The organism is Pseudodesulfovibrio alkaliphilus (assembly GCF_009729555.1).
Lineage (GTDB): Bacteria > Desulfobacterota > Desulfovibrionia > Desulfovibrionales > Desulfovibrionaceae > Pseudodesulfovibrio > Pseudodesulfovibrio alkaliphilus.
In genome coordinates this window covers 160,189-185,476 of the sequence record NZ_WODC01000005.1, presented here as the reverse complement: position 1 = coordinate 185,476, position 25,288 = coordinate 160,189, and the positions used below count along the sequence as shown (strand labels likewise).

General features: G+C 61.1%; 23 protein-coding genes. 11 read left to right on the top strand and 12 right to left on the bottom strand.

Translation table 11 applies throughout. The features are described 5' to 3' along the window. Nucleotides 1-246 precede the first annotated feature (246 nt). From GKC30_RS09365 to GKC30_RS09330, 9 genes are all read left to right on the top strand, one after another. Complete coding sequence (locus GKC30_RS09365; protein ID WP_155934395.1) at nt 247-1,428, top strand: ABC transporter substrate-binding protein; 1,182 nt, start codon at nt 247-249, stop codon at nt 1,426-1,428. A gap of 122 nt (nt 1,429-1,550) precedes the next feature. Next, complete coding sequence (locus GKC30_RS09360; protein ID WP_367614066.1) at nt 1,551-2,462, top strand: branched-chain amino acid ABC transporter permease; 912 nt, start codon at nt 1,551-1,553, stop codon at nt 2,460-2,462. Nucleotides 2,463-2,477: 15 nt separating this feature from the next. Continuing rightward, complete coding sequence (locus tag GKC30_RS09355) at nt 2,478-3,548, top strand: branched-chain amino acid ABC transporter permease (RefSeq protein WP_155934393.1); 1,071 nt, start codon at nt 2,478-2,480, stop codon at nt 3,546-3,548. A gap of 10 nt (nt 3,549-3,558) precedes the next feature. After that, nucleotides 3,559-4,326: an ABC transporter ATP-binding protein gene (locus GKC30_RS09350; protein WP_155934391.1), complete on the top strand. Its 768-nt coding sequence runs from the start codon at nt 3,559-3,561 to the stop codon at nt 4,324-4,326. Then, complete coding sequence (locus GKC30_RS09345; RefSeq protein ID WP_155934389.1) at nt 4,323-5,060, top strand: ABC transporter ATP-binding protein; 738 nt, start codon at nt 4,323-4,325, stop codon at nt 5,058-5,060. The genes GKC30_RS09350 and GKC30_RS09345 overlap by 4 nt, the downstream gene beginning before the upstream one ends. A gap of 50 nt (nt 5,061-5,110) precedes the next feature. Next, nucleotides 5,111-6,181: an SGNH/GDSL hydrolase family protein gene (locus GKC30_RS09340; RefSeq protein ID WP_155934387.1), complete on the top strand. Its 1,071-nt coding sequence runs from the start codon at nt 5,111-5,113 to the stop codon at nt 6,179-6,181. 164 nt (nt 6,182-6,345) lie between these two features. Then, a complete protein-coding gene (locus tag GKC30_RS09335) occupies nt 6,346-6,753 on the top strand; it encodes an SxtJ family membrane protein (protein ID WP_155934385.1) in 408 nt (135 codons plus the stop codon). Nucleotides 6,754-6,762: 9 nt separating this feature from the next. Then, nucleotides 6,763-6,912 (top strand): DUF5989 family protein, encoded by a 150-nt coding sequence (locus tag GKC30_RS15145; protein ID WP_196772848.1) that lies wholly within the window; start codon nt 6,763-6,765, stop codon nt 6,910-6,912. A gap of 8 nt (nt 6,913-6,920) precedes the next feature. Then, nucleotides 6,921-8,777 (top strand): carbamoyltransferase family protein, encoded by a 1,857-nt coding sequence (locus tag GKC30_RS09330; protein ID WP_155934383.1) that lies wholly within the window; start codon nt 6,921-6,923, stop codon nt 8,775-8,777. A 75-nt stretch (nt 8,778-8,852) separates the two neighbouring features. On the opposite strand, the gene GKC30_RS09325 is transcribed toward GKC30_RS09330, so the two are convergent. The 8 genes from GKC30_RS09325 to dsrA all read right to left on the bottom strand — a co-directional run bounded on the left by GKC30_RS09325 (nt 8,853) and on the right by dsrA (nt 17,527). Continuing rightward, entirely contained in the window at nt 8,853-9,347 is a 495-nt protein-coding gene (locus tag GKC30_RS09325; RefSeq protein ID WP_155934381.1) for a peptidylprolyl isomerase, read from the bottom strand. A gap of 46 nt (nt 9,348-9,393) precedes the next feature. Next, entirely contained in the window at nt 9,394-9,747 is a 354-nt protein-coding gene (locus GKC30_RS09320; protein ID WP_155934379.1) for a hypothetical protein, read from the bottom strand. A gap of 4 nt (nt 9,748-9,751) precedes the next feature. Further along, nucleotides 9,752-10,882: a DegT/DnrJ/EryC1/StrS family aminotransferase gene (locus tag GKC30_RS09315; protein WP_155934377.1), complete on the bottom strand. Its 1,131-nt coding sequence runs from the start codon at nt 10,880-10,882 to the stop codon at nt 9,752-9,754. A gap of 17 nt (nt 10,883-10,899) precedes the next feature. Continuing rightward, nucleotides 10,900-13,191 carry an STT3 domain-containing protein gene (locus tag GKC30_RS09310; protein ID WP_367614064.1) on the bottom strand — a complete coding sequence of 764 codons (2,292 nt, stop codon included), beginning with the start codon at nt 13,189-13,191 and terminating at the stop codon, nt 10,900-10,902. A 19-nt stretch (nt 13,192-13,210) separates the two neighbouring features. Continuing rightward, nucleotides 13,211-14,635: a cobyrinic acid a,c-diamide synthase CobB gene (locus tag GKC30_RS09305; RefSeq protein ID WP_367614063.1), complete on the bottom strand. Its 1,425-nt coding sequence runs from the start codon at nt 14,633-14,635 to the stop codon at nt 13,211-13,213. 91 nt (nt 14,636-14,726) lie between these two features. Further along, the gene (locus GKC30_RS09300; RefSeq protein WP_155934373.1) at nt 14,727-14,975 is read right to left on the bottom strand and encodes a dissimilatory sulfite reductase D family protein; all 249 of its coding nucleotides are present in this window, start codon (nt 14,973-14,975) and stop codon (nt 14,727-14,729) included. A gap of 68 nt (nt 14,976-15,043) precedes the next feature. After that, complete coding sequence (gene dsrB, locus GKC30_RS09295; RefSeq protein WP_155934371.1) at nt 15,044-16,189, bottom strand: dissimilatory-type sulfite reductase subunit beta; 1,146 nt, start codon at nt 16,187-16,189, stop codon at nt 15,044-15,046. Between the two features lie 18 nt (nt 16,190-16,207). Continuing rightward, the gene (gene dsrA, locus GKC30_RS09290) at nt 16,208-17,527 is read right to left on the bottom strand and encodes a dissimilatory-type sulfite reductase subunit alpha (protein ID WP_155934369.1); all 1,320 of its coding nucleotides are present in this window, start codon (nt 17,525-17,527) and stop codon (nt 16,208-16,210) included. A 501-nt stretch (nt 17,528-18,028) separates the two neighbouring features. On the opposite strand from dsrA, the gene GKC30_RS09285 reads away from it, so the two are divergent. Then, a complete protein-coding gene (locus tag GKC30_RS09285) occupies nt 18,029-18,697 on the top strand; it encodes a YkgJ family cysteine cluster protein (protein ID WP_155934367.1) in 669 nt (222 codons plus the stop codon). After that, nucleotides 18,694-18,951: a hypothetical protein gene (locus GKC30_RS09280; RefSeq protein WP_155934365.1), complete on the top strand. Its 258-nt coding sequence runs from the start codon at nt 18,694-18,696 to the stop codon at nt 18,949-18,951. Before GKC30_RS09285 ends, GKC30_RS09280 begins: the two co-directional genes overlap by 4 nt. 11 nt (nt 18,952-18,962) lie before the next feature. Here the strand turns inward: GKC30_RS09280 and GKC30_RS09275 are convergent, their stop codons facing one another. From GKC30_RS09275 to asnB, 4 genes are read right to left on the bottom strand one after another with little or no spacing between them, the layout of a single operon-like run. After that, nucleotides 18,963-20,357, bottom strand: coding sequence for an MBOAT family O-acyltransferase (locus GKC30_RS09275; protein ID WP_367614062.1), 1,395 nt, complete (start codon nt 20,355-20,357; stop codon nt 18,963-18,965). Beyond that, nucleotides 20,354-21,367, bottom strand: coding sequence for an SGNH/GDSL hydrolase family protein (locus tag GKC30_RS09270; protein WP_155934363.1), 1,014 nt, complete (start codon nt 21,365-21,367; stop codon nt 20,354-20,356). Before GKC30_RS09270 ends, GKC30_RS09275 begins: the two co-directional genes overlap by 4 nt. Before the next feature lie 29 nt (nt 21,368-21,396). Continuing rightward, nucleotides 21,397-23,412, bottom strand: coding sequence for a glycosyltransferase (locus tag GKC30_RS15220; protein WP_367614061.1), 2,016 nt, complete (start codon nt 23,410-23,412; stop codon nt 21,397-21,399). Beyond that, on the bottom strand, nt 23,409-25,286 hold the full coding sequence (gene asnB / locus GKC30_RS09260) for an asparagine synthase (glutamine-hydrolyzing) (RefSeq protein WP_155934361.1): 1,878 nt from the start codon (nt 25,284-25,286) through the stop codon (nt 23,409-23,411). Before asnB ends, GKC30_RS15220 begins: the two co-directional genes overlap by 4 nt. Between the last annotated feature and the right edge of the window lie 2 nt (nt 25,287-25,288).

Below are 25,288 nucleotides of genomic sequence, written 5' to 3'. Positions count from 1 at the left end.
GGCGACCCCTCCAACTTTCCTCGCTCATGACGCACTTGACATTAATGAAAATTTTTATTCGCCATAAAATTAATTCCGCAGACTTTTCTCTTGCAGAACTTCTAGATACGCGAAGCTTATTCAAGCAAAGAGGGGTTTTTTCAAAATTGTTTTCCGCTGAACCCCTTTTACACATGTTTTTTTTGGTGTATAGAACAGCATTGTTTGCGTTGCTGACCATCGTAATCCATATGAGAGGAGGAAATGATGAAAGCGTTTTTTAAAGGTGCGGGCCTGCTTGGCCTCATGCTCGTGTGCAGCGCCTTCCTTCTTGCCGGATGCGGCGAGGACAAGGTCCAGACCATCAAGATCGGTTTCAACCTGCCCCTGACCGGCGACATTCCCGAGGTCGGAGAAGGTTCCAAGAACGCGGCGGAGATGTATCTCAAGGACATCAACGACGCGGGCGGCCTGGAAGTGGGCGGAATCAAGTACCCCCTCCAGTTCGTTTACATGGACAACGAGTCCAAGGCCGAGTCCGCCACCAACGTGGCACTGAAGCTCATCGACCAGGAGAAGGTCGTGGCCATCATCGGCCCCAACTCCTCCAAGCAAGCCGTGCCCGCAGGCGGCACCTGCAACGACAACCGCGTCCCCATGATCTCGCCCTGGTCCACCAACCCCAGCACCACCCTTGACCGTCCCTGGGTCTTCCGCGCCGCCTTCCTCGACCCGTTCCAGGGCCCTGTGGTGGCCGACTTCGCTGCCAAGAAGTTCAACGCCAAGACGGCCGCCGTGCTCTTCGACGTGTCCAACGACTACTCCAAGGGCCTGGCCGAAATCTTCAAGTCCTCCTGGGAAGCCAAGGGCCTCGGCCCTGTCGTGGCCTTCGAGTCCCACGGCACCAAGGATCAGGACTTCTCGGCCCAGCTGACCAAGATCGTGGCCGCCAACCCCGACTTCCTCTTCGTGCCCAACAACTACAACCAGGTCGCCCTGATTGTGAACCAGGCGCGTGACCTCGGCTACATGGGTCCGTTCATGGGCTCCGACGCCTGGGGCACCCCGGATCTGGTCAAGCTCTGCGGTGCGCAGTGCTACGGCAACTACTTCTCCACCCACTACGCCGCCGCAGGCGCCCAAGGCGCCACCAAGGTCTTCATCGACCGCTACCAGGAGCTCTACGGCTCTACCCCGGCCGACTATGCCGCCCTGACCTGGGACTCCATCGGCATGATGGTCGAGGCCATCAAAAACGCTGGCCAGGTCTACGCCGACCCGGTCCAGATGCGCACCGCCATCCGCGACGGGCTGGCCGCCATCAAGTCCTTTGACGGCATCACCGGCTCCTCCAAGTTCGATGCCCAGGGCGACCCCATCAAGTGCGCCGTGGTCGTCAAGATCAGCGACGATGGCGAGTTCGTCTTCGAAGAGTCCGTCTGCCCCTAGACGGCCACAGACGACCCACACCGGGCGGAGGCCTTCAGGCCTCCGCCCTTTCGCGATCCACCGGGCCACCGCCTCCTGGCGGGACTCGCCCCAAGCATCCGACATCCTAAGGAAAAACCACCGTGGACTTCATCATTCAAAACATACTCAACGCCCTGCAGTGGGGGAGTTTCTATGCGCTCATCGCCCTGGGGTACACCCTGGTCTACGGCGTGCTGCGCCTCATCAACTTCGCCCACGGGGACATCTTCATGGTCGGGGCGTACATCGCCTTTTTTCTTGCCTCGACGATGCTCGGTCCATCAATCGGCCTTTCGCCGTCCATGACCTTTGTTCTGGCCGTGCCCCTGACCATGGCCCTCACCGCCTGCGTCGGCGTCACTCTTGAACGCATCGCCTACCGCCCCCTGCGCAGAAAGGGAGCCCACCGGCTGTATGTGGTCATCACCGCGCTCATGTGCGGCCTGATCCTTGAATACGGCAACCTCGCGGTGCTGGGCGCCAGCCGCCTGAAATTTCCTGACCTGATCGAAAAATCCGTCTGGTCCTTTGGCGACGTGACCATGACCAACCTCAAGGTCATCGTCATCGTCGCGGCCGTGGCGGTCTTCATCTTCCTGAACTTCATCGTCACCAAGACCAAGATCGGCATGGCCATGCGCGGCATCTCCTACGACAAGTTCGCCATCCCGCTCATGGGCATCCCCATCGACTCCATCATCGTCTTCACCTTCATTCTCGGCTCCGGGTTCGCCGGGCTGGCCGGGCTGCTTTTCGCCATGTCCTATCCCATCCTCGAACCCTTTATGGGCATGATCATCGGGTGGAAGGCGTTCATCGCCGCGGTGGTCGGCGGCATCGGCGACATCCGGGGGGCCTTCTACGGCGGCTTCCTGCTCGGCTTCATCGAGGTCGGCGTGGTCACGGTCTTTCCGTCCACCTATCGCGACCTCTTCGCCTTCAGCATTCTGCTGCTCATCCTCTGGATGAAGCCAACCGGACTGTTCGGCATGCCACAGTCCACCAAGATCTAGTTGGGAGATGCGCCAATGCAGAAATACTCTCTCAACATCCTCATGGCGGGACTGGCCGTCTTGCTCCTGGTGCTGGCCCATTTCCGGGTCATCGACAACTACATCCAGGCGGTCCTGATGTTCGTTGGCATCAACATCATGATGTCCACCAGCCTCAACCTGGTGAACGGCAACATGGGCGAATTCACCTGCGGGCATGCCGCCTTCATGTGTATGGGCGCGTACACCTCGTCCGTCCTTTCCGTTCTTTTCTTTGGCAAGGCCTTTGGCGCCCCGCTGTTCCCCGAATCCATGGCCATGCTCGTCTTTCCAATCATGATCCTGCTTGGCGGTGTGGCCGCGTCCCTGACCAGTGTGCTGGTGGCGGTTCCGGCCTTCAAGACCCGCGACGACTACCTGGCCATCATCACCATCGCCGTGAACTACATGGTCATCTCCGCCATCGAAAACATGGACTTTATCGGCGGCTCCAGGGGATTTCAGGGCATGAAGGACACGGTCTGGGCCATGCAGGACACCTTAAGCTTCCCCTGGATGCTCTTCTGGGTCATCACCTTCACGGTATTCTGCATCTGGGTGATCCGCCGCTTCATCACCTCCACCTACGGCAAGGGCGTCAACGCCGTGTGCCAGGACGAGGTGGCGGCGGAAATCATGTCGGTGAACACCAACAAGATCAAACTGGTCAACTTCATGATCTCAGCCGGCCTGGCCGGATGCGCGGGCGGCCTGTTCGCCCACATCGTCGGCTACGTCAACCCCCAGTCCTTCAACATCCTCAAGTCCACCGAGGCCATGGTCATGGTCTATCTCGGCGGCATGGGCTCCCTTTCCGGCGCGGTCATTTCCGCCGTGCTCTTCACCGGCCTGCTCGAGGTGCTGCGCTCACAGGCCCTGGTGGACGCGATGCTCTCCCCGGTGACCTTCTTCTTCCCGGAATGGGACCCCTCGGCGGGCGTCATCAAATGGGTCTTCATCCCGCTGCTCCTGGTCCTGATCATGCAGTTCAGGCCCGAGGGCATCATGGGCAACAAGGAGTTGTCGGACGTGTTCCCCAAACTCAAAAAATACTACACGTTCAAGTAGGGGGGCCGTCATGACTTTGCTGAAAATCGACGGCCTGACCCAGCGCTTTGGCGGTCTGCAAGCCGTGTCCGAGTTCAATATCGAGATGAAGGGCCGCGAACTGATGGGGCTCATCGGTCCCAACGGCGCGGGAAAGACCACCATCTTCAACCTCATCTCCGGCTTCTACCAGCCCACCGAGGGCACCATCACCCTGGACGGCAATCCCACGGCCGGTCTTCGGCCGCATCAGGTCACCTCCCTTGGCGTGGCCCGCACCTTCCAGAACATCCGCCTGTGGCACGACATGACCGTGCTCGACAACATACGCATCGCCCAGCACTACCGCATGGGATACTCGGTGTGGGACTCGGTCATCCGCGGCAAGAAATACCGCGCACGCGAGCAGCGCATCCTTGAAATCGCCGAGGAGCTGCTCGAAGCCATGAGCCTGACGGAATACGCCCGGGAATACCCGAAAAATCTGCCCTACGGCCTGCAACGGCGGGTGGAGATCGCCCGCGCCATGTCCATCCGGCCAAAGCTGCTGCTGCTCGACGAACCCGCTGCCGGGCTCAACTCCTCCGATGTCGAAGGGTTGATCAAGCTGATCCGCTGGATTCACGACACCTTTGACATCACCATCCTGATGATCGAGCACCAGATGAAGGTCGTCACCAGCCTGTGCCAGTGGATCAAGGTCATCGATTTCGGGGCCACCATCGCCGAAGGCACCGCAGAACACATCCAGAGCAACCCGGCGGTCATCAAGGCATATCTCGGAGACGACACCCTATGAACACCCCTCTTCTCGAAGTCGAAAACCTCCACGTCAAATACGGCAACATCGAAGCCCTGCACGGCATCTCCTTCACCGTGGGCGAGGGCGAGATCGTCACCCTCATCGGGGCAAACGGGGCGGGCAAATCCACCACCCTCATGGCCGTGGCCCAGTTGCCGCCGCCCGAAGCGCCCAAGATCACCGGCGGCGACATCCGCTTTCGGGGCAAGTCCATCCTGGGCATGTCCCCCGACCGTGTCGTGGCCGACCTCCACCTCGCCCTGGTGCCCGAGGGCCGCCACATCTTCGGCAACCTGACCGTGGAGGAAAACCTCAAACTGGCCACCTATGCCCGCAAGGACGGCGTCAACGAACTGGACCGCGACTACAAACGCGTCTACCAGCTTTTCCCACGCCTCAACGAACGGCGCAAGCAGCGCTCGGAGTCCCTGTCAGGCGGCGAGCAGCAGATGCTGGCCGTGGGCCGCGCCCTCATGTCCGGCTGCCGCTTCATCATGCTTGACGAACCCTCCATGGGTCTGGCACCGCTTCTGATGTACGACATGTTCCGTACCCTCAAGGAACTCAACGAAGAAGGTATGACCATCCTGCTCATCGAGCAAAACGCCAACCTGGCCCTCAAGTTCGCCCACCGGGGTTACGTCATCGACACCGGCGAGATCGTGGCTCAGGGCCCCTGCAAAACGCTCATGGAGAACCCCGAGGTCAAGAAGGCGTATCTGGGCGGGTAAGGCCTAAACCTCCGGGACTGTCTGCGCCGCACAGGGAGATTCTTTTTTAGATGCGAACCTTCTTCAAGAACGCTCTGACCGTTTTCGGCTCGGTCTTGTTCACGTTGCTGCTGATCGAGGTCGCGCTTCGCTTCCTGCCTGTCAACGAGGGGCTGTGGGCACAGCCTATCAATGAAGCCGCGCCCGTCATGCACTTTGCGCCCAACAGGACCTCCACCTGGTCCCGGTTCGCGGACTTCTCCATGGTCAACACGGTCCATTCCAACAACTACGGCTTTCTCAACGACCAGGATTACGATCCGCAAGCCTCCCTGCCCCTCATCGCCTTCATCGGCGACAGCTACGTCGAGGCCGTCATGGTGCCGTATGCCCAGACCGTCCATGGACGATTGGCCCAGGAACTGGACGGGCTGTGGCGGGTTTACAGCTTCGGCGTCTCCGGCGCCCCCTTGAGCCAGTACTTGGCCATGGCCCGGTTCGTCCGCGACGAATTCGGCCCGGAGCGCCTGTATATCATCGTTATCGGCAACGACTTCGACGAGAGCCTTCTCAAATACAAGGACTCGCCTGGACACCACTATTTTGAGGAGAATGGGGAATCGCTGCGCCTTGTCCGCAAGGACTACTCACCCTCGCTACCGATACGGACCGCCCGGAACTTGCGGCTTGTCATGTACCTCATGACCAACGTCCAGATCACCCACACCCTCTCCACCCTGACCGCCCCGGCCGTGCGCTTGCAGGGCAACACCGACGCCAGCACGGACTATGAACGCATCAAGGACTCCATCCGGGCAACGGACGCCTTCCTGGACATGCTCCCCCAGGCGGCCGGACTTGATCCCGGTAACATCTGCCTGATCGTGGATGCGGTCAGACCGGAGGTCTATACCGCCGAAACCCCAAGCGACGGCTATTTTACCAGAATGCGCGAACATCTTTTGGTCTCTGCCAGGGCTATGGGCTTCCAGACCATTGACCTGCACCCCGTTTTTCGTCGGGAATATCTTCAAGACGGTCTGCCCTTTGAATACCCGCGGGACGGCCACTGGAGCGGCCACGGCCATGCAGCCTGCGCACGGGCGATCCTTGAGCACGGCATCGCGCCGCCCGCGCCCTGAGCGCTCGCAGGGCTCCCGCCCCTTCCAAACGTCGCGGGCATGCCCAATTCCATGGACAAGCCGGGAAAAAAGCTGCAAGCTCCCAAAACGCCCGCTGCGGGGCCGGGCTTGTCTTTTCGCCTTGAATGAGGCAAGAAAATCCGGTCCTCAGCCAGGAGAAACGCATGTCGGATACCACTAGGAACAGCAGGGCGGAAAATAAACCGAGCAGAGGCCAGGCCATAGACACGGGTATGGCCCTCACCCTCATCTGTCTCATCGGCGGACTGCTGACCGGCAGGGACGCATGGTTTTGGGCCGCCACCGGAGCGCTTCTGGTGAACATGACCTTTCCGGGGCTGTACCGGCTTCCGGCCCGGCTCTGGTTCGGCTTTTCGGCCCTGCTCGGCACGGTGATGTCCAAGGTCATCCTTGGCATCATCTTCTTCGGCCTTGTCACTCCGCTGGCACTGCTGCGTAAAATGCTCGGGCACGACCCGATGCGCCTTGGACAGTGGAAAAACGGAAGCGGCAGCGTTTTCGTCGTCCGCGACCACCGATTCACCGCCAAGGACATTCAACACCCCTTTTAGGAGCTGACCGTGGACTTTCTCAAGGATCTCTGGGGATTTCTCCGTGAACGCAAGAAGTTCTGGCTGCTGCCGATCATTCTTGTGCTTCTGCTGTTTGGCGCACTCATCGTATTGACGAGCGGTTCTGCCATCGCACCCTTCATCTACACTGTCTTCTAGGAGGCCCCTTGCCAGAGGCCATCCTCGGAATATCGGCGTTTTATCACGACTCGGCAGCGGCCCTGCTGGTCGATGGCGAGATTGTGGCCGCGGCCCAGGAAGAGCGCTTCACCCGCCGCAAGCACGATCCCGCGTTTCCGACCAATGCAGCGCGTTTCGTGCTCGGCGAAGCGGGCGTCGCCTTTGGCGACCTTAAGGCCGTGGCCTTCTACGACAAGCCATACATCAAGTTCGAGCGGCTCCTTGAGACCTACAACGGATTCGCCCCCAAGGGGCTGGCGAGTTTTCTCGCCTCCATGCCGGTCTGGATCAAGGAAAAGCTCTTCATGCGCCACATGCTTAAGGAAGAGTTTGGCAAGCTCGGTCCGGGCAGCCCCAAGCTGCTCTTTCCCGAGCACCACCTTTCCCATGCGGCCAGCGCGTTTTTCCCCTCCCCCTATGAGGAGGCCGCGATCCTGACCGTGGACGGTGTCGGCGAATGGGCCACCACCACCATTGGCAAGGGTTCGGGCAATGCCGTCGCCATCCTGCGCGAACTGCACTTCCCCCACTCCCTGGGGCTGCTCTACTCCGCCTTCACCGCCTTTTGCGGGTTCAAGGTCAATTCCGGCGAGTACAAGCTGATGGGCCTCGCCCCTTACGGCAACCCGGATTCGGATAGGGTGGCACACTGGAAGGAGCGCATCCACGCCGAGCTTATTGACCTGCGCGACGACGGCTCCCTGCTCCTCAACATGGACTATTTCGCCTACGCCACGGGCCTGACCATGTTCTACTCCGGCAAGTGGGAGAGCCTCTTCGGCATCCCTGCGCGACAGCCCGAGGAGAACATCGGCCAGGAACACATGGACCTGGCCCTGGCCATTCAGCAGGTGACCGAGGATGTCGTCTTCCGGCTCGCGGAAACGGCGCGTGAACTGACCGGCTGTCGCAAGCTGGTCATGGCCGGCGGCGTGGCGCTCAACTGCGTGGCCAACGGCAAGCTCATCCGACGCGGCACCTTCGACGATGTCTGGGTCCAGCCCGCTGCGGGTGACGCAGGCGGCGCCTTGGGTGCCGCCCTGGCCGCGTGGCACATCGGTCAGGACAGGGAGCGCAGGCCCGCGACGCCTGACGCCATGCAGGGATGCTATCTGGGGCCCGAGTTCGGCCCGGTAAGCATTGCGCGGACGGCCCGGCGCCACGCTGCTCCCTTCACCCGGTTCGACGACTTTGACGGCTTATGTGCCGCAGTGTCCGATCTGCTGGCTAAGGGCAATTGCGTGGGCTGGTTCCAGGGGCGCATGGAATACGGTCCCAGAGCCCTGGGCAACCGGAGTATCCTGGGCGACCCGCGCCACCCCGACATGCAGCGCAAGCTCAATCTCAAGATCAAATACCGCGAAGGGTTCCGGCCTTTTGCCCCGTCGGTGCTGGCGGAAGAGGCTGCCAACTACTTCGAGCTGGACAGGCCCTCACCCTACATGCTCGTTGTTGCCCCGGTGGCCGGACAGCGGCTCAATCCCCTGCCGGACGGCTACAACGACATGCCCATGTACGAGCGACTCTACGTCCAGCGCTCGGACATTCCTGCCGTGACCCACGTGGACTCCTCGGCCCGCATCCAGACCGTGTCCGCCGACACCAATCCCCGCTACTGGCGACTGGTGAACACCTTGCTTGACCGCCACGGCTGCGGGCTGGTGGTCAACACCAGCTTCAACGTGCGCGGAGAGCCCATTGTCTGCACCCCGGAGGACGCCTACCGCTGCTTCATGCGCACCGAGATGGACTGCCTGGTCATGGGGGACTTTCTCTTTCTCAAGCAGGACCAGCCGACATGGAGCGAAAAGGAAAACTGGCGCGACACCTTTGAGCTGGACTGAGCCACTCCGCGCCTGTTCCACGCACAAGAAAACGGCCCTTCCGGGCCGTTTTCTTGTGAGCGGCTCGGGCGGGATCTACTCCACCACCGCGGCCTTGACGATGAAGACCGGCTCCACCGGAACATCATCGTGAAATCCCTTGCGCCCGGTGGACACCGCCTTGATCTTGTCGACCACGTCCGTGCCCTCGACCACCTTGCCGAACACGGCATAGCCCCAACCCTGGGGAGTCTTGGACGAATGGTTCAGGAAACCGTTGTCCTTGACGTTGATGAAAAACTGCGACGACGCGGAGTGCGGGTCCATGGTCCGGGCCATGGCCAGGGTGTAGCAGCCGTTCTTCAGGCCGTTGTCCGCCTCGTTCTCAATGGAAGCGCGGGTCTGCTTTTCCTTCATGTTCTCGTCCATGCCGCCTCCCTGGACCATGAATCCGTCGATGACACGGTGAAAGATGAGGCCATCGTAGAACCCTTCCTCCACATACTGCTGGAAGTTGGCCGCGCTCTTGGGGGCCTTGTCGAAATCGAGTTCGATGACGATATCGCCCATGCTGGTTTGCATCTTGATCATTGTGCTGACTCCTTTGCGCCGGAATTTCCGGCGAATTGATGGGTGGTTATTCTGACGCGGCTTCTGGCAACAATGGCGCGTCGCCCGCCACGCGAGGCGAACCGACAGTGGCGTTGGCCTCGGGCATGGGCCGCGCTTCGAGCCGCGCCAGGGGATTTTCCTCAAAGGCTCCCCGGTCGCGGATAACGGTCAGGGGCGAACCGAGCTTCATGATGTTCTTTTCCATCACCAGCTCCAACTGCGGCTCGACGATCCTGGTCTGGGCCGGGACGATGACGCCCTCTGGCTGAAACTGCACAGGCGCGGGCCGGTCAAAGAACCCCGTGACCAGATAGGCCAGGGCGATTCCCGCCAGAACCGGCTTGGCAAGCCGGGTGAATGTGCCGCGCTCGGTGGGCATGGACCTACCCCTTGAGGGCCTCGGCCACGGCCGTCTGGTCCTGCTCGCTCAGATAGGGATGCATGGGCAGGCTGAAGATGCGCCCGGCAATGGCCTCGCACACCGGCAGGTCGCCCTTGGCGTATTTGAGTCCGGCAAAGGCCCCTTGCAGATGCAACGGCTTGGGATAATAGATGGCCGTGGGGATTTCCGCCTTCTTCAGCTTGGCCATGAGCGTTTCCCTGTGCGCCGTGTCGCGGGCCAGCACCGAGTATTGGGCCCAGACCGAGGTATTTCCAGGTGCCACGGTGGGCACGGTCAGGCCGTCGACATCGGCAAGCAGCGCCGCATAGCGGTCAGCCACCTGCTGGCGTTTGGCGATCTCGTCGGGGAAGATGGCGAACTTGGCCAGGAGCACGGCGGCCTGGATGGAATCCAGACGCCCGTTGATGCCAAGGCGGACGTTCTCGTACCTGTCCGCGCCCATGCCGTGAACCCGGATGGATACCAGCAACTTGCGCATCTCGTCATTGTGGGCAAAGACCATGCCCCCGTCGCCGTAGCAGCCCAGGGGCTTGGCCGGGAAAAACGAGGTGCAGGCCACATCGCCCAGAGAGCAGACCGGCTTGCCCTTGTAGGTGGCGCCAAAGGACTGGGCGGCGTCCACCACGAGAAACAGCCCGTTGTTGTGGGCCAGCGGCTCAATGCGGTCGTAGTCGGCGGGCTGTCCGAAGAGGTCCACCGCGATGACGCCCTTTGGGGTCAGATCCTTTCGCGTGTCCTTGACCTCGCCGATCCTGCGCCGCAGGTCGTCGGGGTCGATGTTGAAGGTGACAGGATCAATGTCCACGAACACCGGAGTCGCCCCGAGCAGGGCCACGGCCTCGGCAGTGGCCATGAAGGTGAAGGGCGTGGTGAACACTGCATCCCCCGGGCCCACATCAAGGGCCATCAATGCCATGACCAGGGCATCCGTACCAGAGGCGCAGCCCACGGCATGGCGCACGGCCGAGAAGCTGGAGAGGCGTTGCTCAAGCTCCGCGATCTCCGGGCCCATGATGTAGGCCCCGTGGTCGAGAACCGCGTCGATCCGGGCCCGCACAGAACTCTCGACGCGCTGATACTGGGTTTTCAGGTCAATGAAGGGTATGCTCATGAATCTCTCGCTTTTGGTTACTGAATCATTTGGTAAATCCGCACAAAAGGAAGCCCGTCAACGACAAGCCTGAAATACGGGGCGATCTCGGGATCGTCCGGGTCGCCAGTCATAAGCCGGGTCATGGTGGACCGAAAACCTGTCCCATCCATGATCACGCTCTGCTTGCTGACCATGTTGATGACCAGATGATGGGTCTTGGGCAGGAGCTGGGGGGACAAGGCGTTCAGAGGATACGCCCGACGATTGATACCGTCCCGGTCCAGCAAAGTGAGGTCCCGCACCAGCCCGCCACCGCCCTGGCGATCCATGACCGCGCCGCGCTCGACGTTGAACCCGAGCTCTCCGGGCTGGAAGATGCTCACCTCCGCCTCCCTGGTGGTTCCTGTCTCCAGGTTCCAGTTGCCAAAATGGGTGATCCACTTGACCAATGTCAGGTCGTGCCAGGAGACCACGAAATACTGCGGCGGCACCGGGGGGTGGTCTTCACGGCCCAGCTGTTCCTCAAGGGCTGCGCCCAGGCGGTCACGGGGAATGGTGTCCCAGACCCTGGCCGCATCCAGCCCGTAGGGGACTTTTCTGTCCGGGTATTGGGCCGCAAAACGCATCATCCGGCTGGCCTGCTCGGGCGAATGCGTGGACATGGCGAAACCCAGGGGGTACAGGTCGCGCCCCGCGTGTTTGCCGCCATCTGCCACCGTACCGAGCAGGGCGTAATACTGCGTGGCATAGCCCCAGTCCCACCAGGTCCAGACCATGGCGTCGGGCTCACTCTTTCTCCCCAATTCAACCAGTGCTTCGGCATGGGCGCGACTGAGCACCGGCGTCAGCTGGAGTGCCGAATACTGCCCGAAGGTGTAAAAAAGCAAGGCAGCCCCAAGCGAGGCCTGAAGGCCCAGATCTGCCCACTGGCCATGCCGCATCCGCCGCGTGACAAAGGCCGCCAGCCAGTACAGGCACACCCCGAGCATGACGCACAACGCGGCACCGCCAAACATGGAAAACCGGATGCCGAGCTTGACGCTGGCCAACTGCAAGGCAATAAGCGGCAGCAAAAATACAGCCGTCGGCCGCAACGCCACCACGACCACCGACGAAAGCAGCGCAAGCCACCCAAGCCAGGAAAAGAAAACTCCGCGCTCAAGCACCTCGGACAAGGGCTCAAGCCTGACTTCGATGATGCTCTGCAGCACCGAGGGATAGACCGGCCCCATGGGAACGGCGGCAGAGCCGGATTGAACGATTCCGGCTGCCCCGCTCAGGTATGAGAAAAGCTTAAGGGCAGTGTTTCCCACCGAGGTGTTGAGCATGTGGGTGGACAGAATCACCGCGACCAGAGCAACGGCTGCGACCCAGAGGGCGTCGCGTCTGCGCTCCGCGCCATCGGCCGGGGGCTTCCAGAAAAACACGAGACCCGCGGCAATGGCTGCGGAAAACAAAGTGACGGCCCAGTAGGCGGACACTCCGGGAATAGAGACCAGAAACCCCGATATCGGCCATAGTTTGAGTTGTCCGAATACTCCGCCCGGAAACGACGCGAGAGCGAACACCGCCAACCCCTGCATGGCCAGGGTGCGCAACCCCGGCCGGCAATTGATCATCAGCACCACGACGGTCATCAAATAGTAGAGAATGACCATGTGCTGGATGTCTTCATGCCAGATGACGGCAAAGCGGCTGACCAGCCCAAATCCCAGGGCCAACCAGAGAACCCTGGCGGCTGCTGGGGGTTCCCTCTCGTCCGCCGAATCGACCAGCCACCCGGAACGCATCAGCCTGCCCGCCCAAAACGCGAGCATCCAGGCCACCATCATGGGCATGAGCAGGGTGAACAGATCGGTGTCATAATACCCAAGCTGGGTACGATAGTAGAATCCCGGGGTCAGGGAGCCGACAAGCCCGGCCAGCACTCCCGCGTTGACCCCGCCAAGGAGCCATCCCCACAGAAGGCAGACCACGCCCACCAGGGGGCCGAGCACCGCCGGGGCCCAGAAGCCGATGTCGCCAAGCCCGATTCCTGTCAGCCCGTGAACCCAGGCGACGAGTTGGGCAGACGGGTATCCGCTCACCGAGGCGAGGCCCTTGGCCTTGGCCAGCCAGAAATAGGCGTCGTGCGTCGCCAGGATGCGCTCTCCCGCCACCCACAACTCCGGGTGGTCCCAGCGGTCGGCGAAGCTAATGCGAAAAATCAGGCCCACCACGAAGATGACAACGCCATACGCCCCAACGCGGCGCCAGGAGGCAGCCACAGAGGCCTCTGGCCCCACATGGACCATGCCGTTTCGATACAATTGAACAAGACGTTGCACGATCACCTCATGTTTAGGTTCAGGCTCGTGGCCCCCGGGAGCCGCGCCACTGGGCAGCCGCCGCCACAAATCGCGGCGCCCATTCTGGCACGGCCAGGGCATGAATATGGGTATACCCTGCAAACGTGTTTTCATAAAGCAGCCCGTCGCCCCCTTGGCCGATGCCGCTGCCCCGCCTCATGCGCAGGGTTGTCGGCATGGAGCCTTGTCCCGCCAGGCACAGGGAATAATGAAATTCGTGGCCAAGGACCGTCTCTCCTTCCCGGAAAAACGGGGATGCGACTTCCACCACAGCCTCGGTGTAGCCAAGCCCCTGCGGCCTCGCGCACAAGGTCGTGGACGCCGGGAACACCCCAGCCATGGCATAGCGGCCCATGGCGCCGTCCGCACTGCGGCACTCAAGGGCTTGGCACAAGAGCATGAACCCCCCGCATTCGGCATAGATGGGCAGGCCCGCCCTGGACAGGGCGCGGATGTGCGTCAGGACAGGCCCATTGGCCGCGATGCGCTCCGCAAACATCTCGGGAAAACCGCCACCCAGATACAGGCCGTCCACATCCGGCCACGGCTCGCCAGAAAGCACGGACAGACGGACCAGCTCGGCCCCGGCATGGCGCAACGCCTCAAGGTTTTCAGGGTAGTAGAACCAAAACGCCTCGTCGTGCACATAGCCGATACGGACCGCCGGGGGCTGCGCAGCACCACTGAAGAGCGGCGCCGGGGCATACTTCATGGGGCTCGCCCTGTGCGCCGCGGCGAGGATGGCATCGAGATCAAGCCACTGCTCTGCCGTCTCGGCCAGTGCATTGAGGGCGGCATTGCCGTCGTCCACGCCCGTGCCGAACTCCTGATCCGACAGCAGGCCCATATGCCGCTCGGGAATGGGATTGACGGCGATCTTGGGGAGCATGCCCAGCACCGGAATATCGGTGTATTCCTCGATGCTCCGCCGCAGCACCGACCGATGGCGCTCTCCGGCCGTACGGTTGAGAACCACCCCGGAAAGTTTCAGCCCCGGCTCGAATGAAGCGCAACCCTGGACGATGGCGGCCACGGTCCGGGTCATCTTGGTACAGTCGATGGTCAGGATTACAGGCGCGGCGAGTCTGCGCGCCAGCTCGGCCGTGGAACAGGAGCCCTTGGCGTCCTTGCCGTCAAACAAGCCCCGGTTGCCTTCCACCAGACTCAGATCAGCGCCCTGGGCTCTGTGCAGAAACAGGGACCGCAAGACCGCTTCGGTATGAAAAAACGGATCGAGATTGGAGCAGTCCCGCCCGGCCGCGATGGCCAGCCATCGGGCGTCGATGTAGTCCGGCCCCTTCTTGAAGGGGGCCACCGCAAGGCCTCGGCGGCTGAAAGCGCGAGCCAGAGCCAGCGAAACAATGGTCTTGCCGGTTCCGCCGGAAAGTCCGGCCAGGACGAGTCGTGGAATCTGTTGCTGCACGTGGCCGCCGTTTCGGCTGACGTTAAACCAAGAAAAGCCTTGCCCGCCTTAAGTGACGGGCAAGGCCTTGATGACGGGAGCGGGCCGGAGTCTAGTCTTCGCCCTCGGAATGAGCCTGCTTGCCCGCGCCGGTCAGGCCGTACATGGTGGTGGAACCGGAGGACCAGAACACCATCTTTTCTTCCTGAACCAGCTGGGTCAGCAGCTTCTTGACGTCACGGCTCTTCTCGTCGGGGAACAGCTTGGTGAAGTCGTTGAAGTAGAATTTTGACTTGTTAGCAGATTTCTCTTCACAAAACTTGATGATTTCAGCCTTTGCGGATTCGGGATCGAGTGCCATGACGGACTCCTTTGGTTTAAGAAAGTCAGGGTACGGCCCAGTCGCCGTACCCCGACACTTCTTTTATTCTACCACTTGAACTGGGTGGTCTGGCGCCAAGTGTAGTAGGCGGGATCGCGGAAGTCGTCGATGAGGTGAGCGGTGAACTCCAGCTCGCACTTCTCGAAGAAACGCTCCCAGCCGATACGGTTGGCCCAGTCGCCCAGACGCTCGTACTTGTTGGCGTCGGCCGCATAGGTGTCGAGAATCTTCTTGATCACCTTGGTCATGGTCGGCCAGCGCGGCGGCTCGTTGGGGATGTAGGGCACCACGACCTTGGAGAAGGCCGGCTTGGTGACGCGGTTGGAGATCTTGCCGCCAACCATGATGGCGATGCCGTCGCCCTCGCCGTCGGAAAGCGGCAGGGAGGGACACATGGTGTAGCAGTTGCCGCAGAACATGCAGCGCTCTTCCTTGATGGCCACGGTCTTGTAGGTCTTGCCGTTGAGCTCGACCTTGGACGGGCGCACCGCGCCGGTGGGGCAGGAAGCCACGGCCAGCGGGATTTCGCACAGGTTGTCCAGGTACTCGTGGTCAATGAGGGGCGGCTTGCGGTGGATGCCCAGGATGGCGATGTCGGAGCAGTGCACCGCGCCGCACATGTTCAGGCAGCAGGCCATGGAGATGCGGACAGGAGCCGGCAGCTTCATGTTCTGGAAGTCGTCGAAAACAACGTCCATGGTAGCCTTGACGGTGCCGGAGGCATCGGTGGCCGGGGTGTGGCAGTGGATCCAACCCTGGGTGTGCACGATGTTGGTGACACCGGCGCCGGTGCCGCCCACCGGGAACTTCATGGAACCGCCGGGGAACTTCTGGTTGTTGAGGAACGCCTTGAGGTCCAGGGCGGCCTGCTTGTCCTCGACAATGAACTCAATGTTGTTACGGGTGGTGAACCGCAGATGGCCGCCCGCGTACTTGTCGGCGATATCGCAGATTTCGCGCACATGGGTGACGGTCATCAGGCGGGCCGATCCGCAGCGCACGGTGTATGCCTTGTCGCCGGAAAGGGCGGTGTGGCACAGGACACCCGGCTCCAGGATCTCATGGTAGTCCCACTTGCCGAAGTTTTTCGCGATGACCGGGGGCAGGAACTCACCAAAGTGACGAGGTCCGATGTCGGAGATCCGACCTTCCATCGGTTTGTCGGGATTGTATCCGGAAGAAATGAAAGCCATGTTGTTTTCCTCCAATGGTTAGCGCTGGTGGCGTTTACGGAATTCGGCGAGATCGCGTTCCCAGCCACCTTCGACATCTTCAGCCTTCCAGAAGATGTAGGGGTTGTGGCGGGGCTCCTGAACCTGGCGGGCGTCAATGGGCACACCGGCCGCTTCAGCCAGGGCGGCGAAACCGAGGCGCTTCATGGTCTCACCGATGCGCTCGCGGTTCTTGCCCTCTTCCATCCACCAGTCCCAAACGGCTTCGACGATGTCCTTGATGGCCTGGTAGTCGTCGTCCTTGTTGACTTCGACGAAGGGCACCAGCAGGGAGCCCATCTGGGGGCCGTCGAGGATCGGAGCCTTGGCGCCGCAGAAGATGGACACGCCGCGATCATCACCGATTCTCAGGGCCTGAGGCATGGTGTTGATGCAGTGCATGCAGCGGACGCACTCCTTGTGGTCCATGATCAGCTTGCCGCCCTCGTAGCTGATGCACTTGGACGGGCACAGGTCCACGACTTCCTTCTGGATGTCGAACTTGCCCCAGTCGCGTCCGGCGTGGGCGCCGGCGTTGGGGGCGATCTCACCGCCGACGTAGGCGGCAACGGCTTCCTGATTGATCTTGATGGGATCCTTGAAGGTTCCGAGGAAACCGAGGTCGGAACGGGCGATGGCGGCCACGCAACCATTGGGGCAGCCGTCGAACTTGAACTTGAACTTGTAGGGGAAGGCCGGGCGATGCAGCTCGTCCTGGTATTCCTGGGTCAGGTTGTAGCACAGCTCCTGGGCGTCGTAACAGGCGTACTGGCAGCGGGACATGCCCATGCAGGAGGCGGGGGTACGCAGGTTGGAGCCGGAGCCGCCGAGGTCGACGTTCAGGTTGTGGGTCAACTCCCAGAAGATCTCCTCAAGCTGCGGAGTGGACGTACCGAGCAGAACGATGTCGCCAGTGGCGCCGTGCAGGTTGGTCAGACCGGAGCCGCGCAGGTCCCAAATGTCCATGAGGCTGCGCAGGAACTCGGTGGAGTACCACTTGCCGTTGGGCTGAGCCACACGGACGGTGTGGAAATGAGCCACGCCAGGGAACATCTGGGGCTGGTCACAGTACCGGCCGATGACGCCGCCGCCGTAACCGAAGACGCCGACGATGCCGCCGTGCTTCCAGTGGGTCTCACCATCGGTGAAGGACATCTCCAAAACACCGAGCAGATCGTCGGGGCAATCAACAGCCACCTGGTATTGAACGCCCTTCTCGTTCTTAGCGCGAGCTGCGGCCTCCTGTTTGATGTCGGATACGAAGCTGGGCCACGGGCCGCTTTCCAGCTGATCCAACAGAGGAGTTTTGTGTTTCGCCATTCCCTTAACCTCCATTGTTTGATTAAGATGTTGCCATCAACCATTGTAATCCGGGCCATCTTTCGAACGTGACGATCAACCAGAGCCCGGATGCCTTTGCTTCTTTGCGCGAAAAGCACAGAATACGGCACTTGCGCCGTTATTCACAATATATGTAGGGATGACAATGTACTGGACGCACCGGTTTATTGTCAACCGGTAATTCCCCAAAACATCTTGCCAATCCTCTTCCCGCGGGCGTCCTGCCCGCCATGGGGCGATGCCCCTTCCACCCGCCGCGAAACGCCATTTGACGCATCTTCACGCAGACGGCAATCAGGCCGCCAACCTCTTATAGCGATACCTTAAAAGCAGGGCATGAGCAACACAAAGTTCCGACACGGCTTTCGCCACCAACCCTCTTTCCTCTCCCCTTGCGCAAATCGCCCGCGAGTTGTAATCGACCCCGGACAAGACAACGCCAAAAGGGGCTGCTGCCCAAAAACCCACGGATCAGACACCATGAACGCACACGACTCTTGCAAGCGCTGCGGCGACTGCTGTCGCAACGGCGGGCCCGCCCTTCACCGTCAGGATCTGCCCTTGATCCAGGACGGCACCATCCCTCTGGCAGACATCGTCACCCTGCGGCCGGGGGAACGCGCCTACGACCAGCCCACCCACAGCATCAAGCCCCTGGACTGCGAGATCCTGAAGCTCAAGGGACGCGATTCGTCCTGGACCTGCCTCTATTACAGCCCGGAGGGGCACGCCTGCGGCATATACGATTCCCGGCCCATCGAATGCGAGCTGCTCTCCTGCCGCGACACCGCAGCCATCATCGCCATGTACGACAAGGAGCGCCTGACCCGCGCCGACCTGCTCCCGGCCGGACACCCCCTGCTCGAACTCGTTGACGAGCACGACGCCAAATGCGCTCCGCGGACCGTGGAGGATGCGGTCAAGGCGGCGCGCCAGGGCAACGACGACGCCGGAATCGCCCTCAAGGAAATGGTGGTCTTTGACATGGAGATGCGCCGCCTGGTGGCCGAACGGGCCAACATGTCGCGTGACATCAACGAGTTTCTTTTCGGCAGACCCTTGCGGACCCTGCTGCGCAGCATGAACGTCAACGTCTACGAAGTGGGCGGCTCCGTCCGCCTGGACTTCAACAAGGGAGAAACAGCATGAAGGACGAACGCGGCCACTACTACACCCCCTCCCTTCAGAATCCCGAGGTGCGCATGTACGTGCGCGACAACAATGGTGCCATCGAGTTCCGGCTTTACAACCCCGCAGAACCCATCATCTGGGAAAAGCACCAATGGGTTCCCTACGATGCCATCCTCCAGGCCGCCGAAATGTTCAAGGCCCGGGGCACAGGAAGAAACCCCCTGGCCCTCTATGATCTGGAGATTGCCAAGAAGTTGTTGAGCGACGCGTAGGGGGGGTGCTGCTAAAACTGAAAATAAATGAACGGGTTGAACCCTGTCGGACGAAACACCACCGAAAGCCACAGCAGGCTGAACAAAAGTGTCGGTGAAAACCACCGCGCCCGCTCAGGGAGGAGAACCCTCTCCCACCCTCCGGCCGCTTTCATGGCGTGGACAACGGCCATGCCCGCAAGCATGAACGGGACTATGGGATGATACCAGGCCACGCCCTGCACCGGAACGAACATCTGGCGGAACATCAGCGCCGCGTGCTCGAAGCTCTCCGACCGGAACAACACCCAGCCCTGCACCACGAAAAACATGGTCGCCGCCCAGCCCAAAAGCCCGGCTCCCGGCACCCTGCGGTCCCCGACGGCAGTAGCGACGACACGATCAAAGGCAAGGGCCAACCCGTGCAATGCCCCCCAGGCCACAAAGGTCCATGCCGCTCCGTGCCACAACCCGCAGAGCACCATTGCGGTCATGCCGTTGATGAAGGTCCGCCATTTCCCGCCCCGGCTCCCGCCGAGGGGGATATAAATGTAGTCCCTGACCCAGGTGGACAGCGAGATGTGCCAACGGCGCCAAAATTCGCGTGGGCTTTTGGCCAGATAGGGGAAGTTGAAGTTTTCTCCCAACGAGTACCCCATGATGCAGGCCACGCCGATGGCCATGTCCGAATATCCGGAAAAATCAAAGTATATCTGCATGCTGTATGCCAGCGCACCCAGCCAGGTGGTGGTACAGTCGTAGGCCCCGGCGTTGGCGAACACATGATCGGAATACATGGCTAGGCGGTCAGCCACGAACACCTTCTTAAACAGGCCGTAGGTAAAAACCTGGAAACCCAGATAGAAGTTCGCAGCTGTAAGCGGCTGGCGACGTGCAAGTTGCGGCAGGAAATGCGCGGCCCGGACTATGGGGCCAGCCACCAACTGGGGAAAGAACGCAACAAAAAGGGCAAAGTCAAAAAAGTCCTCATGCACGTCCAGCTTCCCGCGGTACACGTCGATGGTGTAGCTCAGGGTCTGAAAGGTGTAGAACGAAATACCTACCGGGAGGAGTATGTCCAGGCTCCCGGCGTGCAGCCCCATCGCCTCGACAAGCGGCCGGGCTGAGTCGATAAAGAAGTTGAAATACTTGAAAAAACCGAGCAGTCCGAGATTCACGCTCAGACTCAGGCCAAGCAAAGCCCTGCGGCGTCGGGTGCGATGCTCGCCTTTGAGCCCCAACCCAACGCAATAGTCCACGACCGTGGAAAGCAGTATCAAAGACAGAAACCGCCAGTCCCAGTAGGCGTAGAAGTAGTAGCTGGCCGCCAGAAGCCAGAGCTTCCCTGCCCGATTGCTGCGCACAAGCCCGAGCCCGACCAGGACCACGGCAAAAAAGATGAAGAATTCCAGCTGGGAGAAAATCACTGACTCTGCTCCCGAAAGTATTCGAGCAACGCCTCGGCGATCATCCTTTGCCCTTCCGCGTTCAGGTGCCCTGTCCCTGGCGGGGAATTAAAGAAGCCACGCGGAAACCTGCCGGTCTGCTCGTAATGTGCGTTAAACCGTGGCGTCATGTCGATGAACCCCACGCCCGATTCCTTGCAAATGGACCGGAACAACTCCACCTCCGGCACCGGCCCGGCCTGGACAAACACCTTCCCATCCCTGAAAGCAGGTGAATCCGGCGGACAATAAACAAAGGAGAGAGGCACTCCTGACCGCTGCTTCATTTCAGCGACAAGATAGCGCCACGCCTGCTCCAGATCGCAATCCGACGAAACCGTACCGGGCTGTGCCAGCGCCTGGGTGGCTGTCGAGGGCGCGAAGCGGAAGTTGTGCCGACGCAGTCCGGCATAAAGGAAATGCAGCGGTTCAAGATATAAGGCCCGAATCCAAGGACCGATCACTAGGCCCGCCCAGGTCGGGACAGCCATTGTACTATCGTCGAAGCCAAGGGGGTCACAATGAAACCTGGCGTGCGTTCCTGAGTCCATCATCGGAGTAACATCGTTGAATCCTCTGAGAAGAACAACATTTGCCTGCACATTGGAAACTACGCGTTGATAGTGCGGCATAATGAAATAGTAGTCTGCGACCCCCATGCCTCCTCGCCCCCAACTGATGCCATGCACCGGGTCGCCACCGGAAATGCGGTTGAAGACAAAGGTTATCTTATCCCTGTCCGGGACCTGAAGCGCCTCGACCATGGAGTCGCCCCACAACATGAACTTCGGCACAGGGGAATCGGCCAGGGCGTCTTCTCCCACAGTCAGCCCGTATTTGCCGACACGGGTGTCGCCCCAGCCCTCGGAACGCCACCGTATCGTTTGATCCGAAAGGCGCGTGTACAATTGAAGGGACTCGTTCCATTCCGCAGGCGTCGCGCTGTCGTCAAAGACCGCGCAAACAAGGAGGATAAAGGCAAACGATGCCACCCATCCTCCCACCCAGGGGAGAAAAGGTCTCAGCCGCGACATCCTTTTTTCTCCAAAACCTTCTCTGTGGCATCAACCATGGCATCGACCGAAAAACGCTGCTCGATCCGCTCCCGCACACCCGAGACCTCGCCCCGCCGTATCCTGCCCGCCATGGTCAAAATGCCCTCGGCCAGCGCCTCAGCGTCTCCGGGCGGCACGACCACTCCGGTTTCCCCGACGATCAGGGCGGCGTCGCCCACATCCGTGGTCACGCAGGGGACCCCGCAGGCCATGGCCTCGCCCAGCACGTTGGGGAAACCCTCTCCCGAGGACGACAGGCAGCAGAGATCAAACCCGTTGCAGACCCGCTCCGCGTCGGCCCGGAATCCGGCCCAGACGAGGCGGTCATCAAGTTTAAGGGAAGCCGCAAGGATGCGCAGCTCCCCTTCCAACAGGCCTGCGCCGACGCAGACAAAGCGCAGGGTCTCGTCCTTCCGTGCGGCCAGGGATGCGGCTTTGAGAAAAGTGGGGATGTCCTTCATGGGATCAAGACGGGCCATCAGGCCGACCAGCACATGCTCAGGACCGACGCCCCACTCCCGGCGCACGGTCTGCCGGGCCTCTTTGTCCGGCCGGAACCGTCCGGTGTCGATGCCGTTGGGAACCACTACCATGGTCTCCGCCGGAAATCCTCGTCCCTGGGCATGTTCCCGCCCGGCGCGGGAATTGACGATCACCGCGTCAGCCACGGGAGAAAGACGCGCCTCAAACCAATAGGCGAAGCGGGCCACCCGGCCGTAGCGGGCCATGTCCATGTTCGAGGCCCGCACCGCCCAGACCAGCCGGGTCGGCTTGAACAGAGGCAGCAGCAAGGCCGAGAGAATATTCGGAGTCCCCAGGAACGAATAGACGACATCCGGCGCAAAACCCCGCACCGCACGGACCAGCCGGACAAGAAATCCACCGAAATCCCAGCGGCCTCCCTTGCCAAGTTGAATGCGCTCCACGCCCGCAAGTTCACGCTCCAGAACACCGCCCGGATAATGCAGGGCCACGGCCACCCGATGCCCGCGAGCCGCCAGTGCGTTGGCCAGGACCACAACCTGCCGCTCGGCCCCGCCCGCCTCCAGGGAGGGGGCGAGGAGGAGGATTCGCACTCTCTCCGATTGAGCCGCGTCCAGGTCCAGCCCCTGAGCGAAGAGAGGCGCCGCGTCATGGCCGTTGCGTTCGTGGACAAGAACCAACCTTGAGCCTTGCCGCCGGAGCACGAAGAGGCTTTCGCCTTCCCGGTATTTCTGGTTGTTCTGGGAGATCACCATGTGCCCCCCATCGATCAATCCATGCCCGAGGTTGGCCACAGCGCACCTGAGCTTCGACTGGGAGAAATAGCCAACATTCAATATATTGGAACACTTGATCAATGCCACGGGCTCGTCGGGCTGGTCGCGAAACATGTCGAACCCCTGGATGGCCCGGATACCGAACTCCCGGCGCAACACCGGGTTCACGGTCTCAACAGGAATGTATCCGTCGCGGCTCCGAGGCTTACCCTCGCCGAAGCAGAGATAAAAGCACAGAAACTTGACGCCGAGCAATGCGCCTTCGGCAGTGAGAAAGACCCGGCCCAGGGGAATCTCTTTCTCGAAGAACCGGGGAAACCGATCCGTGAGCACCACCCTCTCAAACGTGTCGCCCTTTCGCAACAGCCCAAGGGCCGAGATGCCGTCGGACACGCCGACCTCCAGAACCGAAGGAGCCCCATACTCCCCAGCCAACCGTTCCAGTTCGGCATCGGCCAGTGTGGTCCGATAGGGCGCAGTGGTCTTGTAGGTGTCCCCCACGTTGATGTGGGACATGCCAAGCGAATAGAGCCTTCCGCTCTCCCGCGGGTCCAGGGGAAGGGACAGGGTATTCTCCAGAATTGCCGGAGAAAACCTGAGCCGCAGAAAACGGAAGAACAGGATTCTGGCCCAGTCCCTGGTGCCTATCCAGTCCAGCAGCCGGACATGGTCGATGCACAGGCCGCTCTCACGAAGAATGTGACTCCACAGCGGCCGCCTCACGGCTTCCACTCCGCAAGCCAGGCCTGGAACATGAGAACTTCCCAGAGGGACGATTTCCAGTTGTGCTCACCAGCCAAATATTCCCGCCACATCTTTTCCACCAGCCCCGCATCAAGGTAGCCCTGCCGACGAATTTCAGCCGGGTTCAGCAGATCATCGCACCATTGGCGCAACTCGCCATGCAGCCACTGCTCAATGGGAACGCCAAAGCCCATCTTGGGGCGCTCCACCAGCTCCCGAGGGACATGACGATAAAGCACCTGCCTGAGCAGCCACTTGCCCTTGCCTCCACGGACCTTGAGGGCTTGGGGCAGCCGGGCGGCGAACTCCACCACGCGGTGATCCAGCAGCGGCACTCGCGCCTCCAGAGACACAGCCATGCTGGCGCGGTCCACCTTGGTCAGTATGTCGTCCGGCAGGTAACACAGCAGATCATAAAGACTCATCCAGCTCCAATAATCGCTGGTGGGCGGCAGCTCTGCAAGGAAGTGATCCGGCTCCCGCTCCAAGCCCAGCACGATCTCGTTGCGCTTGAACATGGACGTGAAGTATCGGTACAGGGAAGGGAAGTCTTCCATTCCCACGGCGTCCAGACGCCAGCGCACCTTCTGCCCCTTGGAACCGAGCAGATCAAACATTCGATTCGGGACCGCCCTGCCTGCCGCCACCAAGGCCTTGCGGACCGGAGCCGGAATCCGATGCACGGCGTTCCAGACCCCGGTTGTCCAGAAGTAGCGGTCATAGCCGGAAAAAAGCTCGTCCCCACCATCGCCGGACAGGGAGACCGTCACATGTTCCCTGGTCATCCTGCTCAGGATGTAGGTGGGAATCTGCGAGGAATCGGCAAAAGGCTCATCCCAGAACCGGGGCATGGCCGGAATCACGTCCAGCATTTCCCGGGGCGTCACGTAAAGCTCGGTATGGTCCGTGCCCAGATGACGCGCCACGGCCTTGGCATGCCCGGCCTCGTTGTAGCCCTTTTCATGAAAGCCGATGGAATAGGTACGCACCGGCCGGTCAGATGCCCTTTGCATCAAGGCCACCACAGTGGACGAATCAATGCCGCCCGACAAGAATGCGCCGAGGGGCACGTCGGAAAGCATACGCAGGGAGACCGCGTCGGACAACAGCTCTTCCAGCCGCTCCGTGGCCTCAACGTCGCCAATTTCAAGCGGCTCGGCACTCCCCTTGCGCCACAGGCTGGCCGTGTCCCACCAGCGGACCAGCTTTAACCCGGTGTCGTCGATGATCGCCAGTTGCCCCGGCTCAAGCTTCCAGGCATCTTCGTAAATTGACAAAGGCGCGGGCACGAAATTGTGTCGAAAATAGAGGGACAAGGCCCCTCGATTGATACGGGACGAGAATCCGGGACAAGCCCTGAGCGCCTTGAGCTCAGAACCGAAAACCCAGCCCTTGCCCAGTCTGCCGTAATACAGGGGCTTGATGCCCATACGGTCACGGACAAGAAACAGCTTTCGTTCCGTCCTGTCCCACAAAGCCATGGCGAACATGCCCACGAAGCGTTTCAGGGCCGCCTCCAGCCCCCAGGCGGACACTGCCGCGAGAATGGTCTCCGTATCAGATGTTGACCGGAAGGGGTAATCCGGGAGTTCCCGGCGCAACGCCACGTGGTTGTAGACCTCTCCGTTGTAGGCGATGACGTATCGGCCGCAGACGGAATCCATTGGCTGGCGGCCCAGGGGCGAAAGGTCGAGAATGGCCAGCCGCCGATGGCCGAGACCGACGCCCGCTTCCGGGTCCATCCAGACCCCGGAGTCGTCAGGCCCTCGATGGGCCAGGGCGTCAGTCATGGTGCGCAGGGTCGATTCATCCGGCGATTGCACCGAAGAATATAGACCGATTATTCCGCACATTG